This window comes from Streptosporangium sp. NPDC048886, from assembly GCF_055586905.1.
The window spans coordinates 243275-265244 of record NZ_JBVJHH010000001.1 but is presented as its reverse complement, the minus strand read 5'-3'; the positions used below and the strand labels follow the sequence as shown (position 1 = coordinate 265244).

Annotated in this window: 18 protein-coding genes; 4 read left to right on the top strand and 14 right to left on the bottom strand. The window is 74.0% G+C overall.

What is annotated here, in order from left to right:
* Positions 1–2 precede the first annotated feature (2 nt).
* Genes ACZ6R6_RS01160 through ACZ6R6_RS01130 form a run of 7 tightly spaced genes read right to left on the bottom strand, consistent with a single transcriptional unit; the run spans position 3 to position 10296 of the window.
* Positions 3–677: a DUF6875 domain-containing protein gene (locus tag ACZ6R6_RS01160; protein ID WP_470089156.1), complete on the bottom strand. Its 675-nt coding sequence runs from the start codon at positions 675–677 to the stop codon at positions 3–5.
* Complete coding sequence (locus ACZ6R6_RS01155) at positions 671–1993, bottom strand: FAD-dependent oxidoreductase (RefSeq protein ID WP_470089155.1); 1323 nt, start codon at positions 1991–1993, stop codon at positions 671–673. The genes ACZ6R6_RS01160 and ACZ6R6_RS01155 overlap by 7 nt, the downstream gene beginning before the upstream one ends.
* Positions 1990–3099 (bottom strand): methyltransferase, encoded by a 1110-nt coding sequence (locus ACZ6R6_RS01150; protein ID WP_470089154.1) that lies wholly within the window; start codon positions 3097–3099, stop codon positions 1990–1992. The genes ACZ6R6_RS01155 and ACZ6R6_RS01150 overlap by 4 nt, the downstream gene beginning before the upstream one ends.
* Positions 3077–4558, bottom strand: coding sequence for an MFS transporter (locus ACZ6R6_RS01145; RefSeq protein ID WP_470089153.1), 1482 nt, complete (start codon positions 4556–4558; stop codon positions 3077–3079). Before ACZ6R6_RS01145 ends, ACZ6R6_RS01150 begins: the two co-directional genes overlap by 23 nt.
* On the bottom strand, positions 4551–8882 hold the full coding sequence (locus ACZ6R6_RS01140; RefSeq protein ID WP_470089152.1) for a non-ribosomal peptide synthetase: 4332 nt from the start codon (positions 8880–8882) through the stop codon (positions 4551–4553). The genes ACZ6R6_RS01145 and ACZ6R6_RS01140 overlap by 8 nt, the downstream gene beginning before the upstream one ends.
* Positions 8879–9169: a phosphopantetheine-binding protein gene (locus ACZ6R6_RS01135; protein ID WP_470089151.1), complete on the bottom strand. Its 291-nt coding sequence runs from the start codon at positions 9167–9169 to the stop codon at positions 8879–8881. Before ACZ6R6_RS01135 ends, ACZ6R6_RS01140 begins: the two co-directional genes overlap by 4 nt.
* The gene (locus tag ACZ6R6_RS01130) at positions 9166–10296 is read right to left on the bottom strand and encodes a condensation domain-containing protein (protein WP_470089149.1); all 1131 of its coding nucleotides are present in this window, start codon (positions 10294–10296) and stop codon (positions 9166–9168) included. Before ACZ6R6_RS01130 ends, ACZ6R6_RS01135 begins: the two co-directional genes overlap by 4 nt.
* A gap of 172 nt (positions 10297–10468) precedes the next feature.
* Between ACZ6R6_RS01130 and ACZ6R6_RS01125 the strand changes: the two genes are divergently transcribed.
* Entirely contained in the window at positions 10469–11983 is a 1515-nt protein-coding gene (locus tag ACZ6R6_RS01125) for a glycoside hydrolase family 3 N-terminal domain-containing protein (RefSeq protein WP_470089147.1), read from the top strand.
* A 203-nt stretch (positions 11984–12186) separates the two neighbouring features.
* Here the strand turns inward: ACZ6R6_RS01125 and ACZ6R6_RS01120 are convergent, their stop codons facing one another.
* The 3 genes from ACZ6R6_RS01120 to ACZ6R6_RS01110 form a co-directional block, all read right to left on the bottom strand.
* Positions 12187–12888, bottom strand: a complete 702-nt coding sequence (locus tag ACZ6R6_RS01120) for a PIG-L deacetylase family protein (protein WP_470089146.1) — start codon at positions 12886–12888, stop codon at positions 12187–12189.
* Positions 12885–14249 (bottom strand): hypothetical protein, encoded by a 1365-nt coding sequence (locus ACZ6R6_RS01115; RefSeq protein ID WP_470089144.1) that lies wholly within the window; start codon positions 14247–14249, stop codon positions 12885–12887. The genes ACZ6R6_RS01120 and ACZ6R6_RS01115 overlap by 4 nt, the downstream gene beginning before the upstream one ends.
* A gap of 122 nt (positions 14250–14371) precedes the next feature.
* Entirely contained in the window at positions 14372–15550 is a 1179-nt protein-coding gene (locus ACZ6R6_RS01110) for an ROK family transcriptional regulator (protein WP_470089142.1), read from the bottom strand.
* A 307-nt stretch (positions 15551–15857) separates the two neighbouring features.
* Between ACZ6R6_RS01110 and ACZ6R6_RS01105 the strand changes: the two genes are divergently transcribed.
* The 3 genes from ACZ6R6_RS01105 to ACZ6R6_RS01095 are packed head-to-tail and all read left to right on the top strand — an operon-like array spanning position 15858 to position 18806.
* Positions 15858–17534 carry a condensation domain-containing protein gene (locus ACZ6R6_RS01105; protein ID WP_470089141.1) on the top strand — a complete coding sequence of 559 codons (1677 nt, stop codon included), beginning with the start codon at positions 15858–15860 and terminating at the stop codon, positions 17532–17534.
* Between the two features lie 20 nt (positions 17535–17554).
* Positions 17555–18004, top strand: a complete 450-nt coding sequence (locus ACZ6R6_RS01100; RefSeq protein ID WP_470089139.1) for an RrF2 family transcriptional regulator — start codon at positions 17555–17557, stop codon at positions 18002–18004.
* Between the two features lie 10 nt (positions 18005–18014).
* On the top strand, positions 18015–18806 hold the full coding sequence (locus ACZ6R6_RS01095; RefSeq protein ID WP_470089137.1) for an Fpg/Nei family DNA glycosylase: 792 nt from the start codon (positions 18015–18017) through the stop codon (positions 18804–18806).
* Here the strand turns inward: ACZ6R6_RS01095 and ACZ6R6_RS01090 are convergent.
* The 4 genes from ACZ6R6_RS01090 to rimO all read right to left on the bottom strand — a co-directional run bounded on the left by ACZ6R6_RS01090 (position 18803) and on the right by rimO (position 21913).
* Positions 18803–19165, bottom strand: coding sequence for a helix-turn-helix domain-containing protein (locus ACZ6R6_RS01090; protein ID WP_306856984.1), 363 nt, complete (start codon positions 19163–19165; stop codon positions 18803–18805). The two genes, ACZ6R6_RS01095 and ACZ6R6_RS01090, sit on opposite strands and share 4 nt — an antisense overlap.
* Before the next feature lie 207 nt (positions 19166–19372).
* Positions 19373–19876: a CinA family protein gene (locus ACZ6R6_RS01085; RefSeq protein WP_470089135.1), complete on the bottom strand. Its 504-nt coding sequence runs from the start codon at positions 19874–19876 to the stop codon at positions 19373–19375.
* Positions 19876–20478, bottom strand: coding sequence for a CDP-diacylglycerol--glycerol-3-phosphate 3-phosphatidyltransferase (gene pgsA / locus ACZ6R6_RS01080; protein ID WP_470089134.1), 603 nt, complete (start codon positions 20476–20478; stop codon positions 19876–19878). The genes ACZ6R6_RS01085 and pgsA overlap by 1 nt, the downstream gene beginning before the upstream one ends.
* Positions 20479–20503: 25 nt before the next feature.
* Positions 20504–21913 carry a 30S ribosomal protein S12 methylthiotransferase RimO gene (gene rimO / locus ACZ6R6_RS01075; RefSeq protein WP_470089132.1) on the bottom strand — a complete coding sequence of 470 codons (1410 nt, stop codon included), beginning with the start codon at positions 21911–21913 and terminating at the stop codon, positions 20504–20506.
* Between the last annotated feature and the right edge of the window lie 57 nt (positions 21914–21970).

Here is a 21970-nt window from a genome sequence, read left to right as displayed (position 1 = left end):
GGTCAGGTCGCGGCCAGCAGGCCGTGGTGGCGGGCGGCCGCCTGGATCTCCTCCCTGAGCGCGGCGGGCGGGCGGTGGCCGAACCGCTCCAGGTAGGCGGCCAGGTGTGCGGGGTCCTCGCGCAGGAACGGGAAGTCGGTGGCGACCATGTGCCGGACCGCCAGCAGCGGGACCGGGCTGCCCAGCGGCCGGAACCCGGGGTTCCAGAGCCCGGCCTTGGGCGGCGGGCCGGGGTAGAACTCCCCGATCATCAGCCCCTCGGAGACGTAACGCGACTTGAGCGTCTCCTGGGCGGCGTCGATCACCTCGGCCGCCCCGGCCTCGGGCAGGTCGGGGAAGAGCACCAGGATGGTCCGGTACTGCGGGGACACCCCGGGCGGCGAGACCAGCCGGAGGAACCAGTCCCGGTAGCCGTCGAGCGCCTCGGCCGCCTCGGCGCCGTCCGGCGTTCCGGGATGGACGCCCAGGTAGAAGGTGCCCCGCTCCAGCGACGTCTGGGCGTACGGGCAGACCGGCCCCTTCCTGCCGAGGTCGCCGTGGGGACGGCACAGATACTCCCGCGCCCAGGCGACGATCTCCCCGAGGGCCGCGCCGTACCGCCTGACCAGCTCGTGGCCGCCGTCCAGGTCGGAGGTCTCGACCAGCAGGCGGGTGGGGTCCGCGGGATCGGTCAGCATCGTGCTCCGCCCTTCCGGGTGCTCCGCCGTACGGCGGCCAGCGCCGCGGCGCCCGCCGCGGTCCCGGCCCAGCGCAGGATCGCGTCCTGGCGCCGGGCGCGGGTGAGGGCGTCCGCGTACGGGATGGTCGTGTGCGAGATCATCGTGTAGAGCGGGACCCAGCGGCCGGGCAGCAGCCGGGCGAGCAGCAGGTCCGCCTTCTTGCGCGCGAGGTGGAGCGGGGAGCGGAGCCGCTCGCGCAGCTCCACGAAGTTCTGCCTGGACAGCTCGTCCAGCACGTCGGTGTGCGGCTTGCGCAGGCGCTGGTACTCGGCGAAGGCCCTGCCGAGGTCATCGGGGTGGGCGCCGACGCAGCGGTCGAGGACCGTGCAGTCCTCCAGCGCCGCGTTCATGCCCTGGCCGTAGAAGGGGTAGACCGCGTGACAGGCGTCGCCGATGAGGGCGACCCTGTCCCGGTAGTGCCAGAGCGAGGTGCGGATCGACACCAGATGCCCGACGGGATGCTCGGCGTACTCCTTGGCCAGATGAGGCATGAGCTCGATCGCGTCGGGGAAGCGCTCCCGGAAGAACGCCTCCGGGTCGGCGATCTCCGCGAACCGTCCGGCCGGCAGGAAGAGCGTGCCGGTGAGGGAGTTGTCCCGGTTGGGGTGGGCCACGATGAGGGCGTCCTGGCCGGGCCATACGTGCAGGGCCTCCAGCCTGGCCCTGGCCGACCCGTCGTCGGCGGCGGGGATCGTCAGCTCCTTGTACCCCCACTCCAGGAACTCCTGGTGGTGGTCCACCCTGAGCCCCTGCTGCATATGGGCGCGGACCTGCGAGAACGCGCCGTCCGCGCCGATCACCGCGGTGCCGGGGACGGTGAGCGCGGCCCCGGTGTCCTCCTCGGTGAGACGGACGACCGCCGCCTCGCGGTCGAGGCCGACCAGCCGGTGCCGGAAGTGGAAGCTCACCCCGGGCAGGGTCTCGGCGTGGTCGATCAGCGTGGTGATCAGGTCTCGGCGCAGCACCGAGTGGAGGATCTCCCCCTCGTGCGCGCCGTAGGGCTGGAACGGCGCCCCACCGCCGGGCAGGTGGATGGCCCGGCCCCGCATCGGCACGGTGAGCGGCCACAACGTCTCCATCAGCCCGATGCCGTCGAGCGCCTTGATCCCCCGGGCGGACAGGCCGAGGTTGATCGACCTGCTCTCGTCCTCGTCGAGCAGGCGGGGATCGGCCCGCCGCTCGTAGACGTCCACCTGGAAGCCGCGCCCGGCGAGGTGACAGGCCAGCAGCGTCCCCGCCGGGCCGGCCCCGACGATAACGATCCGGCGCCTCATCCGTCCTCCCCACGGGTCCGGGCCGCGTCCGCCCCGGACCGCAGGGCCCGCTCCGCCCCTGAGTCCGGGGTCCGCTCCGCCCCGGGCAGGCGGGCGACGAGCAGTTCGCTGGGGCCGTCGATCGCGTGCCGCTCGATCCGGCCGAACCCGGCCTCGGCCAGCCATCCGGCGACCTCGTCGAAGGAGTAGATCCGGCCGCCCTGGGTGACGGCGAGGTTGAGGCTGAAGGCCCGGGTGAACGCCTCGGCCACCGGTGGCGTGCCCTCGGGCAGATCCGCGAAGGACTCCAGGACCAGCACCGTGCCGCCGGGACGCAGCGCGGCGGCGACCCGCGCCAGCAGCGCGCGGTTGCCCGGCCCGTCGAAGCCGTGGCAGAGGTTGAACAGCAGCGCCGTGTCGTGCCCGGCGCCGAGGTCGGCCCCGGCCACGTCGCCCGGGACCGCCGTGACGCGACCGCCCAGCCCGGCCCGCTCGATCCTGGCCCGGCCGCCCCGCAGCGCCTCCGGCAGGTCCACGATCGTCGCGGTGAGCCGGGGATGGGCCTGGCAGAAGGCGATGCTGTAGCGGGCGTGGCCGCCGCCGACGTCGAGCAGCCGCTCCCCCGGGTCGGGCGCGGCCGCGGCGACCAGCGGCGCGAGCCCGGTGGCCATCCCGTCCAGCATGGCCTGGAACTCGCGCAGCGTCTGCGGCCGGCTCTCCAGCCATCCGTAGAAGTCGGCCTGGGGCCGGCCGGTGCGGACGGTCTCCTCCAGCCCGTCCCAGAGCTCGCCCAGCAGGTCCTGCCAGAAGGCCAGCGCCGGGGCGTAGCTCCACGGGCTCCGCCGGTCCAGCGCGGCCGCCATCGGGCTGGCGGCGTAGCGCCGGTCGGGCAGCCGGTCGAGGTAGCCGAAGGAGACGAGCGCGTCCAGCAGGACGGGCAGGGCGCCGGCGTCCGTGCCCGTCCCGGCCGCCAGCTCGGTCACGGGCAGCGGCCCGTCCAGGAGCGCCTCGAAGACCCCCAGCCGCTGGGCGGCGCCGGCCGCCCGGAACGCCATCGTCCCGATCAGATCGAGATGTGGCCCGGGTGCCTGGTCACGGAGTTCGTCAGGGTCGAGATACAACGGCATCGCTGTCTCCTTGCGCGATGTGAACGCCTTGCGCGACGTCGGGGTGCTCGGTCTCGGCCTCCGGACCCGCGCCCCCGTCCGGCCCCGGGGGGCGGGCGGTGGCGGCGTCGTCGTCCGGCGGTGAACGTGCGGGATCGGTCTCGGCGGGGACGGGCTCCGGCGGGTGCACGTCCTCGGCGTCGGGGAGCTCGGACTCCACGTTGCGGAACCGGGGCCGGAGGTAGGCGAGCGGGGCGAGCAGGAGCAGGCCCAGCCCGGTGAGGAGGAAGACGGCCGCCAGACCCCGGCCGGTGCCGGTGCCGATCACGCTGCCGAGGGTGCCGGCGAGCGCCCCGTCGGGGGCCATCATCGGTTCGAGGACGTGGTCGGCGAGGGGGCCGGCGGCCAGGTAGGTCAGGACGGTGGCGGCCTGGGTGAGCGTGCGGGCCGTGCTGAGGACGCGGCCCAGCGCCGCCGGGTCCGTCTTGAGCTGCAGCACGGTCATCCCGACGCCCTGCACGAACGGGAGCGTGAACAGGAACGCCGGCGCCACCACCGCGATCAACCACGGCGACGGGGCGAGGCTGTGCAGGGTCAGCAGCACCCCGCCGAGGGCCACCGACACCGCGATGCCGCGCATCCGGCGCCGGGGTCCGCCCCAGGCGCTCAGCACGAGCCCCCCGGCGAAGACGCCCGCGCCGCCGGCGAACATCAGCGCGCCCAGCACCGCGGGCGACCCGAACGACAGGATCAGCGGCTGGACCAGCACCCCGGACATCCCGAAGAACAGGTTGTAGGCCGCCAGCACCATGACGAGCTGGAACAGTCCGGGCCTGGCCCGCAGGTGCCGCCAGCCGTGGAGTAGGTCCCGGCGGAGCGGCTCGGGCGGGGTGGCGGCGCCCGGCCGGGTGACCTCCGGCGGCAGCCGTACGGCGAACATGACCACCCGGGTGACCAGGAACGTCGCCAGGTCGACCACGACCACGCCGGTGACCCCGACCGTCACCAGCAGCGTCCCCGCCAGCAGCGGGGCGGCGATCTTGACCGAGTCGGCCACCTGCATCAGACCGTTGGCCCGGCCGAGGTGCCGCTGCGGCATGATCAGCGGCATCATCGAGTGGTAGGCGGCCATGTGGAAGGTGCCGAAGACCGAACCGGCCACCGTGATCGCGTAGACGTGCCAGACCTCCAGCGCGCCGGAGGCCAGCAGCACCGCCAGCACCCCGGTCACCGCGGCGGCCCCGGCGTCGGCCGCCATCAGCAGCCGCCGGCGGTCCCACCGGTCGGCCGCCGCCCCGGCCACCGGCGACAGCAGCACCTCGGGCAGGACCGCGCAGAGCATGATCAGCACGAACTCGGTGGCCGAGCCGTTCTTCTGGTAGACCCAGACGCCCAGCACGAACCCGGTCAGGCTCGACCCGATGATGGACAGGAGCTGCGCCGCCCAGATCACTACGAACCGGCGGATCCCATCACGCACGGCGGGCCCCCGCGAGGACTCCGGCGCCGATGTAGTGGTCGAGATACCGGCCGAGCAGGGCGCCGTCGGCGGGCGGGCAGACGAGCCCCGCCCCGGCGAGCGTCTCCTCGGTGGCCGAACAGTCGAAGGACGGCCCGCCGGGCCCCTCGTGGTCGGCGACGAACGCCGGGTAGAGGGCGATCGGCAGGTCGTCCCCGACCGCCAGCCGGTCGCGGACCAGCCGACGCCACCGCCCGCCGGGCACGAGCCGCACCGGGAAACCCCGCTCGCGCAGGCCCTCGGCCAGCTCCGCCGAGTCCAGGACGCGCGGATTGTAGTAGTGGAAGTCCCCGGTGGCGCGGCTCCGGGCCAGGTGCACGATCGCCGCGGCGACGTGGTCGACCGGTGCCATGTCGAGCCGTTCCCCGTCGGGCACCGAGCCCAGGAGCGCGCAGGTGGCGAAGAGTCTGCCGAGGAAGTCGCCGGGCGCGGACCGGCCGGTGCGGCTGTCGGCGGAGACGCGGGCGGGCCGGTGGATCGCGATCGGGAGCCCGGTCCGCCGGGCGGCGCTGGCCAGCCGGTCGGCCACCCATTTGCTCTGGTCGTAGCCGAGGTGGAGCAGGTCCGGGTCGGGCAGCGGGTCGCCCTCCCTGACCGTGCGCTCGCCCGGGGTCAGGTGGACGCCGAGCGTCGAGACCAGGTGGACCGGGGTGGTGATCCGGCCGCGCGCCGCCAGGCGCAGGATCTCCAGGACGCCGTCCACGTTGGCCGCCCGCAGCCGCCGGTAGGGCAGGGCGAAGTTGACCAGGGCGCCGTTGTGCACGATGAGGTCGGCCGAGTCGGCCAGCTCGGCGGAGCGTCCGGGCGGCAGGCCGAGCCCGGGGGCGCCGAGGTCGCCGCGCTCCGGGACGATCCGGCCGGCGAAGCGGTCCTCCCAGAGGCCGTGGCGTTCAAGGTTGCCGCGCAGCCGCCCGGCCGGATCGTCGCCCCTGACCAGGCAGTGGATCTCGGCCTCGGTGGCGCGCAGCAGACCGGCCAGGAGGTAGGCGCCGAGGAACCCGGAGGCGCCGGTGAGCAGCACCCGTCCCGGCGGCCCGTCCGGGACCGGCGCGCCGGTGCGGGCGATGTCGCCGGGCAGGACCGCCTCGGCGCGCAGGTCCACCGCCTCGTCCGGCCGGCCGTCCACGACGGCGGCCAGCTCGGCTAGGTCCGCGGTGGCGAACAGCGCGGTCATCGGGACCGTGACCCCCAGCCCGGCGGCGATCCCGGAGACGATCCGCGGCGCCAGCAGCGAGTGGCCGCCCAGGTCGAAGAAGTTGTCCCGGCGGCCCGGCTCGACCTTGAGCACCTCGGCCCAGACCGCCGCGAGCGCCCGCTCGGTGCCCTCCCTCGGCGGCTCGTACGGCGGGGCGTCGCCGTCCCGGTCCGGCTCCGGCAGGGCTCGGAAGTCGATCTTCCCGTGCGAGGTGAGGGGCAGGGCCGCGAGCATGACGGCGGCGCCGGGGATCATGTAGCCGGGGAGCCGGTCGGCGAGGAAGGCCCGCAGGGCCGCCGTGGTGAGCGGCTCGCCCACCAGGTAGGCGACCAGCCGCCGGGCCCCGGCGACGACCACGGCCTCGCGGACGCCGGGATGGGCCAGGCAGGCCGCCTCGACCTCGCCCGGCTCGATCCGGTTGCCGTTGACCTTCACCTGCCGGTCGGTCCGGCCGAGGAACTCCAGGTTCCCGCCGGGCCGGACCCTGGCCAGGTCGCCGGTGGCGTACATTCTGGCCCCCGGGCGGGGCGAGAAGGGGTCGGGCAGGAAGCGTCCGGCGGTCAGGCCCGGGCGGCCGAGATAGCCGTGGGCCAGGCACTCGCCGCCGATGTGCACCTCGCCCGGCACGCCGATCGGGGCCGGGTTGCCGTGCCGGTCGAGCACGTAGACGCGGGTGTGCGGCAGCGCGGTCCCGATCGGCAGGTGCGTGGCCGCGCCCAGCTCCGCCCCGTCGACCGTCCGGTAGGCGGTGGCGCAGACGGTCGCCTCGGTGGGGCCGTAGTGGTTGTGGAAGGCGACCCGGCCGCCGGTCAGCCCGGCCCAGGCCCGCAGGCGCTCCAGCGGGACGCCCTCGCCGCCGACCATCATCGTGGTGAGCGGGAACCCCGCGCCGCCGGCCCGCGCTCCGCCGTCACCGGCCTCCTCCAGGTGCTCGACCCACTGCTGCCACAGCGCCGAGGCGGTGTCGACCATGGTGATCGAGTGCTCGGCGCACAGGTCGACGAGCGCGGGCCCGGTGAGCGAGGCGGGGTCCGGGTGCAGCACCAGCGCCGCGCCGCTGATCAGCGCGGGGAAGACGTCTCCGGCCGAGGCGTCGAAGCTGAGCGGCGGGACCATGAGGACCCGCTCCCCCGGCCCGAACCCGTGCAGGTCCCGGAACGACCTGGCCAGGTGGGAGAGCGTGCGATGGCCGACGACCACGCCTTTGGGCCGTCCGGTGGATCCGGAGGTGTAGATCACGTAGGCGGCCTGGTCGGGATGCCTGACGTCCGGCTCCGGGACCGCCGCCCGCTCCGTCGTCCAGAAGGCGAGGTCGGCCCGGGTCACGATCGGCCCGGTGAACCCGGCGAACCCGGCCTGCTCCGCGATCGCCACCGCCGCGCCGGAGTCCGCCAGCAGGTGGGCCAGCCGCTCGGCGGGCTGCGCCGGGTCCAGCGGCACGTAGGCGGCGCCCGCCTTCAGGATGCCCAGCAGCGCCACGACGGCCTCGGGCCCGGCGGCCAGCGCCAGCGCGACCCGCGCGCCCTGGCCGGCCGGCCCGGACGGCGCCGTCCGGGCCAGCAGCAGGCGGAGCCGGTCGGCGACGGCGGTGGCGGCCCGGTCGAGTCCGCCGTAGGTGAGGACCGTGCCGCCGGGACCGCCGGCCGTACCGGGGACGATGACGGCGGGGGCGTGGGGGGTCCGGGCGGCCTGCCGGGCGATCAGGTGGTCGAGCAGCAGCGCCCCGGCCTCCCAGGCGAGCTCCTCGGGGGGCTCGCCGAGGACGGCGGCGAGCTCGCCGGCGGGCAGGATCTCCAGCTCCGACAGGCGACGGCCCGGATCGGCGACGACCGACCGCAGCAACGTCTCGAAGTGGGCGCCCATCCGCTCCACCGTGGACCGGTCGAACAGGTCGGTGCTGTAGGTGAACATGAGCTGGACGTGGGTGGGGTAGACGATCACCTCCAGGGCGAGGTCGAACTTGGCGCCGGTCAGGCCCGACAGCACCGGCTCGGTGCGCAGGCCGTCGAGGGTGAGCGTCCCGCCGTCGGGGTTGCCCAGCATGAGCATCGTCTGGAACAGCGGGGTCCTGGCCGGATCCCGGTCGAGCCGCAGCTCGCCCACCACCCGCTCGAACGGCACCGCGGCGTGGCCGTACACGGTGAAGGCGCGCCGCCGCACCCGCTTGAGCGTCTCGCGGAAGGTGGGGTCGCCCGCCAGGTCCGCGCGCAGGGCGAGGGTGTTGATGAAGATGCCGAAGACCGACTCGTACTCCTCGTGGTCACGGCCCGCGACGGGGGTGCCGACGCAGAAGTCCTCCTGCCCGGTGTAGCGGGACAGCAGCGCCTGGTAGGCGGCCAGGAGGGTCATGAACGGCGTGCACCGCTCGGCCCTGGCCAGCGCGGTGACCTCCTGCCACAGCTCCAGCGGGATCCGGTGGACGGACAGGTCTCCGCCGGTGGTCCGCACGGCGGGGCGCGGCCGGTCGGTGGGCAGCTCCAGCACCGGCACCCCGTCGAGCTCCCGGAGCAGGCCGTCGAGCTCGGCCGGCCGCTCGCGCTGCAGGCGCGCGTAGTCGCGGTACTGCAGGGCGGGGGGCGGCAGCGGCGACGGCAGCCCGGCGGTGAAGGCCGCGTACAGCGCGGCCAGCTCGGCGAACAGCACCTGTTCGATCGACCAGGCGTCCCCGGCGATGTGGTGCACGACCAGCAGGAAGACGTGCTCGCCGGGTCCGGTGCGCAGCAGGGCGGCCCGGAACAGGGGCCCCTCGGCCAGGTCGAAGGGCCGGTTGCTCCGTTCGGCGAGCAGCTCCCGCAGCCGCTCCCCGGCCGTCCCGGCGGGGTGGTCCCCGTCCCCGCCGGTCAGGTCGAGCCGTTCGATCTCCACCGGGGCCGGGTCCAGGACCACCGCGGCGGGGGCGCCGCCGGCCTCGGGGAAGACGGTCCGCAGCGACTCGTGCCTGGCGACGATCTCGCTCAGCGCCCGGGCCAGCGCGCCGGGGTCGAGCGGCCCGATGAGCCGCTCGCAGACGACCATGTTGTAGGTCCCGTCCCCGGGGGTGAGCCGGTCCAGGAACCACAGCCGCTCCTGGGCGTAGGAGAGCGCGCTCACGCGAGCCCCCCTCGCAGCCGCGTGACCTCCTCGGCCAGGCCGGCGATGGTGGGGTTGTCGAAGAAGACGTCGAGGGAGACCTCCACGCCCAGCCTGCGCCGGGTCCTGGCGATGATCTGGGTGATGGTCAGCGAGTGGCCGCCGAGGTCGTAGAGGTCCTCCTCCAGGTCGATGTCGTCGAGCCGGAGGATCTCCTGCCAGATCTCGCGCACCTGGGTGATCACGGGGTCCTCCCGCTCCGGGCTGTCGAGCACGGGGTCCGGGGCCGGAGGGGACAGGTCGGTCACTGGAGCTCCTCGTCGGATTCGTGGTGAGGCGGCGCCGGAAGGTCCGCGACCTTCGCGTACGGCTCGCCGGCGATGGCGCGCAGCAGGGCGCGCAGGTATCCCGCGACGCGGGCCACGTCGTCGTGGCCGATCACCGTGGGGTCGAAGCGGAGGCCGAGGGTGAGGCTCAGGTCGCCGTCCACGGCCTGGACGTGCAGCGTGCGGCGGGCGGCGCCGTTGAAGACCGTCCACTCCACGCCGGTGCCGAGGCCGGGGAAGCTCGGTGCGGGCGCCCTCCTGCGGTAGCTGAGCAGCACGGGGGCGGAGGTCGCCGGCGGTGGCGCGTGCCGGAAGCGGTACAGCTCGCGCAGCTCGGCCCGGACCGCGCGCAGGTGGGCGGGGAGGTCCTCGCCGGGCCCCGGATGCGGGACGAACGGCACCCGCGCGACGAAGTTCCCGATGTGGTGCCGCGTCTGGCCGGTCCGGGTGCCGAGGTCGAGGGCGAGCGGCGAGCCGGTGGCGCCGTAGCGGCGCAGCAGCATGCCCAGCGCGGCCACGAGCAGTTCGAACCTGGTCGCGCCGAGGGCGGTGGCGGCGGCGGCGAAGGCCGCGAACTCCGCTCCGCCGAGCACCATCTCGACGATCTCGCCGGGGCCGGTGCCGGTGCCGCCGGGGCCGGCGCGCAGGCCGGGCAGGACGAGCCCGGCGGGCCGGTGGCCGCGCTCGGCCCAGAACGCCTCGGCGCCGTCGACCGGAGGCCGCTCGCCGTACGGCACGGCCAGCGGGGGCAGCGCGGCCCGCGAGAAGTAGGCGTCGGCCAGGTCGTGGAGCAGGAGGTCCTTGGAGCCGCCGTCGAACACCCGGCCGTGCGCCGTGAAGATCAGCCTGCTGCTCCGGCGTCCCAGCGTGACCAGCGTGAACCGGGCGAGCGGGCCCTGGTCCAGGTCGAACGGGCGGGTGACCTCGGCGGCGACGACCTCCGGACAGCGCCGGGCGGACGCCTCGGCCCGGGCGACCCGGACCGGGCCGAGGACCGGATGCCGCGCGGCGACGGCGGCGCACGCGCCGAGGAGCGCCGGGACGTCCAGGGGGCCGTTCAGGTGGAGCACCAGCGGGATCCCCCGCAGGTCGAAAGAGGCGTGCGACATCCTGTCCGTCTCCCTCGTGGGTGACTTCTCTTCGGGCAGGTGACGGGGGGCATGGGTCACCCCGGACAGACATTTATTAGGAAAGTTTCCTGTCTATTTACGCAACCCGAATGGTACACATGTGGTACGTCTGAAACAAGCGACTCGTGATGAACCGAGCTGGAGGCATTTGATGATCGTTCGCGGCGGGCCGGCGGGTATGAGCCCCGAGCTGGCCGGGCTTGCCGACACCGTCCTGCAACCCGGGTTCGTGGGAGTGGAGGTGCCCGACTGGCTGCGCAGGCGCCTGGCCGAGGGGCTCGGCGGGGTCGCGCTCTACTCCCGGAACATCGTGGACGGCGCGCAGGTCAGAGCGCTGACCGCGGCCCTGCGGGCGGAGAACCCGGACGTGGTGATCGCCACCGACGAGGAGGCGGGCGACGTCACCCGGCTGGAGGCGCTCACCGGCAGCTCCCGGCCGGGCAACCTCGCGCTCGGCGCGGTGGACGACGCCGAGCTGACCGAGGAGGTCGCCCGCGGGATCGGCCACGACATGGCCGAGGCCGGCATCACCCTGAACTACGCCCCCGTGGTCGACGTCAACTCCGACCTGGACAACCCCGTCGTCGGCACCCGCGCGTTCGGCTCCGACCCCTGGCTGGTGGCCCGGCACGCCCGCGCCTGGGTCACCGGCCTGCAGTCGGCCGGGGTGGCCGCCTGCGCCAAGCACTTCCCCGGCCACGGGGCCACCGCCGTGGACTCCCACAACGACCTGCCGACCGTGTCCTACTCCGCCGAGGAGCTCGCCGCCACGACGCTCCCGCCGTACCGGGCCGCCATCGAGGCCGGCGTCCAGGCCGTGATGACCGGCCACCTGCTCGTCCCCGCCTACGACCCCACCGCCCCCGCCACGATGAGCAGCCGCCTCCTCGTCGGGCTGCTGCGCGAGGAGCTCGGCTTCGACGGCCTGATCGTGACCGACGGTGTGGAGATGCCCTCGGTCGCCGAGCGGTACGGCGTGACCGGCGCGGCCGTCCGCGCCCTGGCCGCCGGGGCCGACGCCGTCTGCGTGGGCGGCGAGCGCAAGGGCGCCGGCGTGGTCGGGTTCATGCGCAACGCCATCATGAACGCCGTGATCGACGGCACCCTCCCCGAGGAGCGCCTGGCCGAGGCCGCCGCCCGGGTGCGCCGCCTGGCGGCCTGGTCGGCCGGGCAGCGCCGGGCCTCCTGGGCGACGGGCCGGCCGGCGCCGGCGCCGGCCGGTCTCGCGGCGGCCCGGCGCGCCCTCCGGGTCCACGGCGAGGGCCTGCCGCTGACCTCGGCGCCGCAGGTGATCGAGTTCGTGTCGGAGACGAACATCGCCATCGACCGGGCCACCCCCTGGGGCGTCGCCGCCCCGCTGGCCGCGCTGCTCCCCGGGACGAGCGCCGTACGGCTCGGCGCCGAGGACCCGGACCCGCCGCTGACCGGCGGACGCCCGCTGGTGGTCGTGGTCCGGGACGCCCACCGGCACGCCTGGGTCTCGGCCCGGCTCGACGCGCTGCTGTCCCGGCGGCCCGACGCGGTCGTGGTGGAGATGGGCCTGCCGGGCCCCGCGACGCCCGGCGGCACGCACATCACCACCTACGGCGCGACGAGCGCGTGCGGCCAGGCGGCGGCCGAACTCCTGGCCGGCCGGCCCGCCGGGGTCCCCGCGGCCACACACTGACCCGGCCACCCCGCCGGAGTCCCCGCAGGGGCCCGGCCGCCCGCCGGGGTCCCCGCGGCCCCGCGCCGGAGCGGCCGGGTCACCTCTCGACGGACCCCGCGGGCCAGTGGGCCCGGCCACCGCTCCACGGAGCTCCCGCCGGACCGCGCCGAGCCGGCCCGATCACCCGGCGGCCCCCGCGGACCTACGCCGGAGCGGCCGGGTCACCTCTCGACGGCCCACACCAGCTCGTGCTGGAGCGGCCCGGGCACGGCGAGGAACTCCCCGTAGTCGCAGGCGAGCGGCGCGAGCTGGGAGGCGTAGGCCAGCACGGCGCGCCGTTTGACCGTCCACTCGGCCCCCTCCAGCCGGATCCGCAGCACGGGGCGGATCCGGTGCCGCTCCGCGAGGGCCCGGACCGGCGGCGTGGCGGCCAGTGCCCGATCCGCCGAGGCGGTGCCCCACTCACGCGCCGCGGCGGCGTACGGAAGGTCGGCGTAGACCCACGGCTCCTGGACGCCGGCCTGCCACAGCGCCTCAAGCGCCTGGTCCCGGACCGCCTCGTGGTCGGCGTTGCCGATCCCCATCGGGACCAGCACCCGCGTATCCGCCGTGACGTGCGCGGCGAGGAAGTCCTCCAGCTCCCGCAGCCGGAGCCCGGCCGCCGGGACGTCGGGATGGGCCAGCGCCACCTGGTCCACCCCGAGGATCTCGCACGCGCGGGCGTCCTCCGCTCGCCGCTCCCGCGCCGTCTCCTCGGCGGAGGCGAACCCGCACAGCCGGTCCCATGCCGAGACCTGCCCGCCCGGCACCCCGCCCAGCGCCGTGACGATCACCGCCGGCCCCCCGTCCCGCGCGAGCACTCCCGCCACCGACAGGGCCGCGTCGTCGAAGTGCGGCGAGACCACGACCGTCCGCCGGCTCACCCGGCGGCTCCGGCCCTGGTCAGCACGAGCCCGCGGCTGCCCCGTTTACGCAGGTAGGCCAGGCCGTCGCAGACGGACTCCAGCGTCGGCGGGGCGAGTTCGAGGCGTTCGGCCACCCGCCAGACCGACTGCCCGCGGAGCCACGGCCAGACCAGGTCGTTGAGCCGGCCGCTCTCCAGGGCGATGAGGACGCGGTCGGTCGGCAGGGCGTCGAGCAGCGCCAGGTCCTGGTCGTAGTAGAGCATCTCGATCAGCAGGTACGCCACCGCCGGGCGGTCCCGGCGGGCGGCCAGGTCCTCCAGGCTGTCCGGCGACACCTCCGCCCCGGGCCACCCCGCCACTCCGGAGGCAGCCCCCGCCGGCCCCGCCGTACCCGGGAAGCCCGCGCCCGTCTCCACCGGCCCCGCCGTATCCGGAGCGGAGCCCGCGCCCACCTCCACCCATCCGGCCGTACCGGCACCGGAACCCGCGCCCGCCTCCACCGGCCCCGCCGTATCCGGAGCGGAGCCCGCGCCCGCCTCCACCCCGGTACCGGAGCCCGTGCCCGTCCTCATCCGCCCGACCAGCCGGGCCCGGAATCCGGCGTTGGGCTCGGTGGCGTGGACCGCGTAGCCCTTGCCGGCCAGCCGCCGGGTCAGCTCGCCCTCGCAGGCCCCCACCTCCACGATCGGCCCGTCGTCCGGCGAGCACCACCGGGCGACCCAGGCCGCCGTCGCGTCGAGCCGGTCGGCCTCGTACGCCGACCGGCCGAACTCCCACGGGTCGTCGGCCACCGCGGCGTCGTCGCCCAGGCTGGAGATCAGCGCGTACAGCCGGTTGGCCTGCGTCACATCGGCGGCGAAGAAGCGCTCGACCGCCGGGACCCGGTCGGTGGTGACGAGCCGGTCGGCCACCCTGCTGCGCAGCAGCTCCCCGGCGTGCCGGTTGATGAAGTCGATCTTGATGTCGGCCTCGGCCCCGGTGAGCGCGGCCACCTCGCCGGGGACCGTCTGCAGGAACGGGTTGTCCCCGACCGAATACGTCACGGTCAGGCCGGGGACGGCGCGGGAGACGGTCCAGCCGAACCGGGCCCGGCGGATCCGGTGGTCGGCCGGCGAGTGGGTCCAGACCTCGGCGGGCGGCCCCTCCAGCCAGCCGGCCACCTCCTCCGGGGACGGCAGCGCGGCGGTGTTGCCGCCGGGCTCGACGAAGGGGGCCAGCAGCCGCAGCCGCTCCCGCGGGGACAGCCCCGCCGGCAGGGTCACCCCGGCCCCCGACTGCCCGACGATCACCCGGATGTCCCGATCGGCGTGGCGCCTCAGAACGGACACGAACTCGAGAGCGACGTCCTCGGCATGCAGAACGGCGATGACAACTGCCATAGATCCCCGATCCCTGATCACAGAAGGATGTCTTTTCCATGACATTTCCGCGCCAGCATAGACGATCTTCCCGGCGCCGCAACGGGTGCGGACCGAGAAGGATCGCCCGTCTCATCGGGCTCTCAGGACGCGAAGATCTCCTCCCGCGCCTGCTCCAGAGCGGCGAGGACGGCGCCGCGCAGCACCGGGTTCCCCTCCACCTCGCTGGCCACCACCTGCGGGCGGACCGGGCAGATCCGGGCCACCGCCTCCTCTATCCGGGAGGTCAGCGCACCTCCGCCCGCCTGGCTGACCTCTCCGGCCAGCACCACGAGCCCGGGGTCGAGCACGACCGAGACCGAGGCCACGCCCAGCGCCAGCCGTCCGGCGATCTCATCCAGCAGGGGCTCTCCCCGCCCCCCCGCCTCGACGGCCGCCGCCACGCACTCGGCGGCGCCGCCCCCCTCGAAACCGTGGGTGGCGGCGAGCTCGGCCACCGCCTCCGCGCTGACCAGCGACTGCAGACCGCCCGCCAGCGACGGCAGCCGTCCGGGCACCGCCCGCACGTCGGCGGCCAGCGGCACGCCGGGCACCGGGAGGTAGCCGATCTCGCCCGCGCTGCCGGACCGGCCGCGGTGCAGCCGGCCGCCGAGCACGACGCCGAGGCCGATGCCGCGGCCCACCCAGAGCAGCACGAAGTCGTCGACGCCGCGCGCCGCACCCAGGGTGCGCTCGGCGACGGCGACCAGGTTCACGTCGTTTTCGATCTTGATGTCGCGACGGAGGTCACGGGCGAGCGCCTCGTGGATGCCCTCGTGCCAGCCCGGCAGGTCGAAGGAGAAGCGCACGTCGCCGGTCCGGGGGTCGACCACGCCCGGGGTGCCGATGACGACCGCCCGCAGCTTGGAGAGCGCGACCTTGGCCGACCGGCACGCCTTGACGACCGCGCTGTGCACCAGGGCGACCGGATCGTCGTGTCCGTTCGGCGCGACCGTCACCTCCGCGACGATCTCACCGTGGATATCCGCGATGGCGGTGGTGACGAATTCCGGGCCGACGTCCAGTCCCGCGACATAGGCAGAGGACGGGATAATTCCATAAAGCGCCGCATTCGGCCCTCTCCCGCCGGCCTGCTCTCCCGCCACCTCGACCAGGCCGCGCTCCTCCAGGCGGGCGAGTGTCTGCGACGCCGTCACCTTGGAAAGGCCGGTGAGCTCCCCGATCTGGCCCCGTGTCAGCGGTCCCGAGTCAAGCAACAGCTCCAGCGCGGCCCGGTCGTTGATCTCCCTCAATAGCCTGGGCACGCCAGGACGTCGCTCCATATGCATGCTCTCTTGTTCGCCGTTTCCCCGTCGCTTTTACATTCAGCCAAGAATAGCGGTTCTATTCATTAATAAAGCTTCCTGACAGTTTAGCCCCATAGGGACCTCCCGGGGGCCCCGGGTGCCCGCGCCGCGCCGCCCCCTCCCCGCCCCCCACCCGGATCCCCGCAGGCGCTCTCCGCCCGGATCCCCGCAGGCGCCGGGAAATCGAGGCTTGCGATGCCCGCCCGCCGCGTGGAACACTCCCGGAAACGGTAAAGGTTCTTTTCAGTAAAAGCCCTTCCGCGTGTGCGAGGCAGGTCTCGACATGGACACCATCACCAGGATCGCCGCCGACTACGCGGGGCGACCGACCCGGAGCGGGCCCGTCACCATGGGGCAGGCCAACATGGCGCGCTGCGTGCTCCGCGACCCGCCGCTGCACATGAACTTCCGCGTCACCAAGCGCCTCCCGGCGCAGACGACCTTCGCCACCGTCTCCGAGGCGGTCGGCCGGCTGCTCTCCCGGCACGAGAGCCTCCGGGCCACCATCCACGCCGGCGTCCAGGTCGTGCCCGGTTCGGGTGTCTGCCCCATCGAGGTGCACGGCGCCGGGGCGGACGCCACCGAGCACGACCTGGACGGGCTCGCCGAGGAGGTCGGCCTGCGGATGCAGGGCACCCGCTTCGACGTGGAGGCCGAACTCCCCATCCGGATCGCGGTGATCACCGACCGGGACGCGCCCCGCCGGGTGGTCTTCGTCCTGCCCCACACCTCGGTGGACGCGATCGGCCTGGCCACCGTCATGCGCGAGTGGGAGCGCCTGGTCCGGGGCGACACCGTGCCCGCCCCGTGCCCGACGCAGCCACTCGACCTGGCGGCCGCCGAGGCCACCCCGCTCGCCCAGCGCCGCAGCACGGCGGCGCTACGGCACTGGGAGGCCCAGCTCAGACGGGCGCCGCAGGCCATGTTCGCGGTCTCCGAGGCAGCCGACGCCGGCGCGATCCGCCCGCGGCTCAGGGTCCGTTCGGCCGTGGCGGGCAGCGCGCTGGGCGCCGTCGCGAGCCGCACCGGGGCGAGCCGCTCGGTGGTGACGCTCGCCGCGCTGGGCGTGCTGATCGGCCTGCGCAGCGCGCAGCGGACCTGCGTGATCGCCTCGCTGTCGAGCAACCGGGTCCGCCCCGGGCTGCGCGACTACGTCGGGCCGCTGGCCCAGGACGCGCTGATGGCCGCCGACCTCGACGTCCCCACCTTCGACGAGGCGGTCCGCCGCTTCCGCGCCGCCTCCCTGGCCGGATACCAGCACAGCCGGTTCGACTCCACCGCGCTCTGGGAGGTCATCGAGGCCGTCAACGCCCAGCGGGGGGTGAACTTCGCCCGCGACTGCGTCTTCAACGACATGAGCGGCGTCACCGTGGCCGGCCGGGAGGCTCCGCCCGCCACCGACATCGAGCACGGCTGGCTCCCCGAGTCCTCGCTCCCCGCGCATCTCGCGCTCTGGGCCAACCGGCTGGAGGAGGAGGTGGACCTGACGTTCTGGATCGACCCGCAGGTGATGTCCCGCGAGGAGGCGGAGGGTTTCGGGACCGGACTCGTCAGACTGCTGATCGAGGCGGGAGAGCGGACGATCCCCACCATGGAGATCCCGGCCGTCTCCGGGGTCACGCCCGTCGAGCACGGCCCCGGATGGGTCCACGCCGACTCCTGCTGGGTGAGCCTGGCCGAGGTCGACCGGCTGGTCGGCGAGGCCGTCGGCGGACGGCCACACCGCGTGACCTACGGCGCCGACGGACGGCTGACCTGCCACGTCACCTCCGGGACCCCGGAGGAGATCCACGCCGCCTGTCTCGCCCTGCTGCCGGGCCGCACCTCCGCCATGACACCCCACCACTACGTCGTCCACCGGCCCGCCCCCGGAGAAAGCTGGCTGGACGGGCCCGTGGTGACCGAGGGTGACGGACGCCGGCTCAGTTCCTCCATGACCGCGCGCATAAGCAGTCAATAGCAAGCGGGATAATCGATTACATGCGTCTATCCGCTCGTGTCGACTATGCCCTGCGTGCCGCCGCCGAACTCGCCGCCGCCGGCGACGGACCAACCACTGTGGGTGAGCTGGCCAAAGAGCAGGACATGCCGCCCAAGTATTTGGAGAACATCCTCCTGCAGATGCGCCGGGCCGGCCTGGTCCGCGGCCAGCGCGGCCCCGAGGGCGGTTACGTGCTGGCCCGCCCGGCGACCGAGATCACCCTGGCCGACGTGATCCGCGCCGTGGACGGCCCGCTGGCCAACGTGCGGGGCGAGCGGCCCGAGCATGTCGACTACCGCGGCCCCGCCGAGTCCCTGCAGCAGGTGTGGATCGCGCTGCGGGCCAGCGAGCGGGCGATCCTTGAGGAGGTCACGCTCGAGAACGTGGCCACCGGCGCGCTCCCCGAGCGGGTCCGCCAGCTCGCCGCCGACCCCTCCGCCTGGGACTGAGCGGGCTCCCGTGCCCGAGGGCGACGTCGTCTACCGCGCTGCCGGACGGCTCGGCCGGGCACTCGACGGCCGGATCCTGACCCGCTCCGACTTCCGCGTGCCGCGCCTCGCCACGGCCGACCTCACCGGCCGGACCGTGCTGGAGAACCTCTCGCGCGGCAAACACCTGCTCACCCGGATCGAGGGCGGCCTGACCGTCCACACCCATCTGCGCATGGACGGGAGCTGGCAGATCTCACCCGCCGGCCGCCGCCCGCCCCCGGGCGACGTGGTCCGGCTGGTGCTCGCCAACGCCGAATGGCAGGCGGTGGGCGTACGGCTCGGCGTGGTCGACCTGGTGGCGACCGATGAGGAGCGCCGGCTCGTCGGGCATCTCGGGCCCGATCTGCTGGGGCCGGACTGGGATCCGGCGGAGGCCGTGCGGCGGCTGTCGGAGAGACCGGGGACGGCCATCGGGGAGGCGCTGCTCGATCAGCGCAATCTGGCGGGGATCGGCACCATCTATCGGGCCGAGACGTTGTTCCTCGCGGGGGTCTCGCCGTGGCGGCCGGTGGGGGCGGTCGAGGATGTCGGGAGAGTGGTGACGCTCGCGCAGCGGTTGATGCACGCCAACAGGGAGCGACCTGAACGCGTGACGACGGGCGACCTCCGCCCGGGACGGGGCAGCTGGGTATACGGCAGGGCAGGACGGCCTTGTCTGCGCTGCGGACAACGGATCAGTCGCGGGGAGATGGGGGCGCAGCCGCACGAGCGGCTGGTCTTCTGGTGTCGTCACTGCCAGCCGGGAGAACCGACCGGCTAAGCGGCGACCATGTCGTTGACCTCGGGGAAGACGGATTCCGGAAGGGCGCCGCCGGGCACGGTCTCGGCGATCGGCAGACGCTCCCGTTCGGGGACATCGCCGGCAAGCACCGGGGCGTGCTGGAGCTCGGCCAGCGCGAACTGGTCGGAAACCTCACGGAGCACCTGTGAAAGCGGCACACCGAGGGCACCGCAGATTGACGCGAGTAGCTCAGAAGATGCCTCCTTCTGACCGCGCTCCACCTCGGACAGGTATCCAAGGGAGACACGGGCCAATGTGGACACCTCACGCAGCGTGCGGCTCTGCCGCACGCGCAGCCGCCGCAACACGTCACCGAGCAGCTGACGCAGCAGGACCATCTGTCGCTCCCTCCCCGGCGCGGGCGTCTGCACAACACTCCGCGCGATCGGTTCGTGCCGCCCGTTCTTCGAACTCGACCCTTGGTACATACTCCTCGCCGTCATCATCGCTTGACCTTTACCTCACTCACATCTCCACCGTACCTGTATCGACCAACACCGCGGCAGACCGTGATGAGCATGTTCGCTGGGGACGTAACGCGGTAATCACCCGGAATGTTCCCCCAAGTTCGTCTCGAGCACACCTTGAAGTAGGTCCACAGCCTCGTTCACCGTCGATTGCCGAATTTCCTCACGAGTCCCGTCAAGACGGAGGTCTCGGTGCCATACCCGCCCATCTGGCCCGCTAACAGCCAGATGCACGGTGCCGACCGGCTTGCCGTCCTGCGGGTCGGGACCGGCCACGCCGGTGGCGGCCAGGCCGTACGTGGAGCCGGTGAGCTCGCGCACGCCGACCGCCATCGCCGCGGCGACCCGCGGGTGCACGGCCCCCTCGCGCTCCAGCAGGTCGGCGGGGACCCCCAGCAGGCGGTGTTTGAGGTCGGTGGCGTAGGAGAGGACCCCGCCCACGAAGGCCGCGGACGCCCCGGAGGGGGCGGTGAGCGCGGCGCCGATCAGCCCGGCCGTCAACGACTCGGCCACCGCCACCGTCTCGCCCCGGCGGACGAGCAGGGAGAGCACGTTGGTGGCGGCGAGCAGGCGGTGACTCATCAGGCCCGCGCCCGCTTCGCCACCTGCCGCAGTTTGACCGCGCGGACCACGTAGTCGAGCCCGGTGCCCACGGTCACGACGACCGCCGCGCCCATGACGGCCCAGCGGATCGGCTCGGGCACCTCCGGCCACATGTAGGAGACGATCGCCGCGATCTGGAGCACGGTCTTCACCTTCCCGCCGTAGCTGGCGGGGATGACGCCGTGCCTGATGACGGCGAACCGCAGGAGGGTGACGCCCAGCTCCCTGCCCAGGATCACGGCGGTGACCCACCAGGGCAGCTCGTCCAGGACCGAGAGGCTGATCAGCGCGGCGCCGATCAGGGCCTTGTCGGCGATCGGGTCGGCGATCTTCCCGAAGTCGGTGACCAGTCCGTAGCGGCGGGCCAGCTCGCCGTCGAGCAGGTCGGTGAGCGAGGCGACCAGGAAGACCACCAGGGCCGTGACCCGCCAGCCGGCCCCCGGCAGGAACAGGCAGACCACGAAGAGCGGGACCATCGCCAGCCGTATCACTGTGACGACGTTGGCGATGTTCCACGCGCTCACCTTGGGGCGCGCGGCTGCCGCGGTCGCGTCAGTGCCGGTCTCTGGCGTGTTGGTCATACGCTCTCCCGGCCCGGCGGCGCACTCATGGTGCGACCTTGATGCGGGCGATCAGGTCGACCCCCTCGGAGTCGACCACGACGGCCCGGACGATCTGGCCGGGGACCAGGCCGATGCCCTGGACCGTCACGGACCCGTCGACCTCCGGCCCCTGGTGGGCCGCGCGGCCTTCGTAGCCGCCGTCACCGAGGTCCTCCTCGATGAGGACGTCCACCTCGGTGCCGATCCGCTCCTCGGCCCGCTGGGCCATGAGCTCCTCGGCCAGCTCGGTGAGCGCGGCGACACGGGCGTCGACGACCTCCTGCTCCAGCTTGCCGGGCAGCTCGGCCGCCTCGGTGCCATCCTCGTCGGAGTAGCCGAAGACGCCGATCACGTCGAGCCTGGCCTCCTGGAGGAAGGACGTCAGCTCGCCGAACTCCTCCTCGGTCTCGCCCGGGAAGCCCACGATGAAGTTGGAGCGCACACCCGCCTCGGGGGCGATCGCCCGGACCGCCTCCAGCAGGTCGAGGAAGCGCCTGGGGTCGCCGAAGCGGCGCATCCGGCGCAGCACCGAGCCGCTGGCGTGCTGGAAGGACAGGTCGAAGTAGGGGGCCACGCTCTCGGTCGAGGCGATCATCTCCAGCAGGCCCGGGCGGAGCTCGGCGGGCTGCAGGTAGCTGACCCGCACCCGCTCGATGCCCTCGGTCGCGGCCAGGGAGGGCAGCAGCTTCTCCAGCGCCCGCAGGTCGCCGAAGTCCTTGCCGTATGAGGTGGAGTTCTCGCTGACCAGCACGAGCTCCTTGACGCCCTGCCCGGCCAGCCACGCGGCCTCGCCCAGCAGCTCCTCCGGAGCACGCGAGACGTAGGCGCCGCGGAAGGCCGGGATGGCGCAGAACGTGCAGCGCCGGTCACAGCCGGAGGCCAGCTTCAGCGACGCCACCGGGCCGTCGCCCAGGCGCTTGCGCAGCGGCCGGGGGCCGCTGGCCGGGGCCAGCCCCTCGGGCAGCTCGCCGTGGCCGGGGATGTTGGTCTTGGGCACGGCCGCGCGCTCGACCGGCGAGATGGGCAGCAGGGTCCTGCGGTCACGGGGACTGTGCGGGACCAGCGGCCTGCCCGCCAGCACGTCGTCCAGGCGCGTGCCGATCTGGGTGTAGTCGTCGAAGGAGATGACGGCCGACGCCTCGGGCAGCGCGTCGGCGAGCTGATCGCCGTAGCGCTCGGCCATGCAGCCCGCGGCGACCACCTTGGCCCCGGAGTCGGCCGCGGCGAGCAGCGTGTCGATGGAGTCCTTTTTCGCTGAGTCGATGAAGCCGCAGGTGTTGACGACGATGACATCGGGGTCGTCGTCGCCCACCTGCCAACCGGCAGCCTCAAGACGCGCGGCGAGCTCCTCGGAGTCGACCTCGTTGCGCGCGCAGCCCAGTGTTATCAGCGATGCGGTTCGGCGGGATGACATGGTGAACACTACGGTATCGGGAGTTGGCCACCACCGATGCACCTCCCCCATCACAAG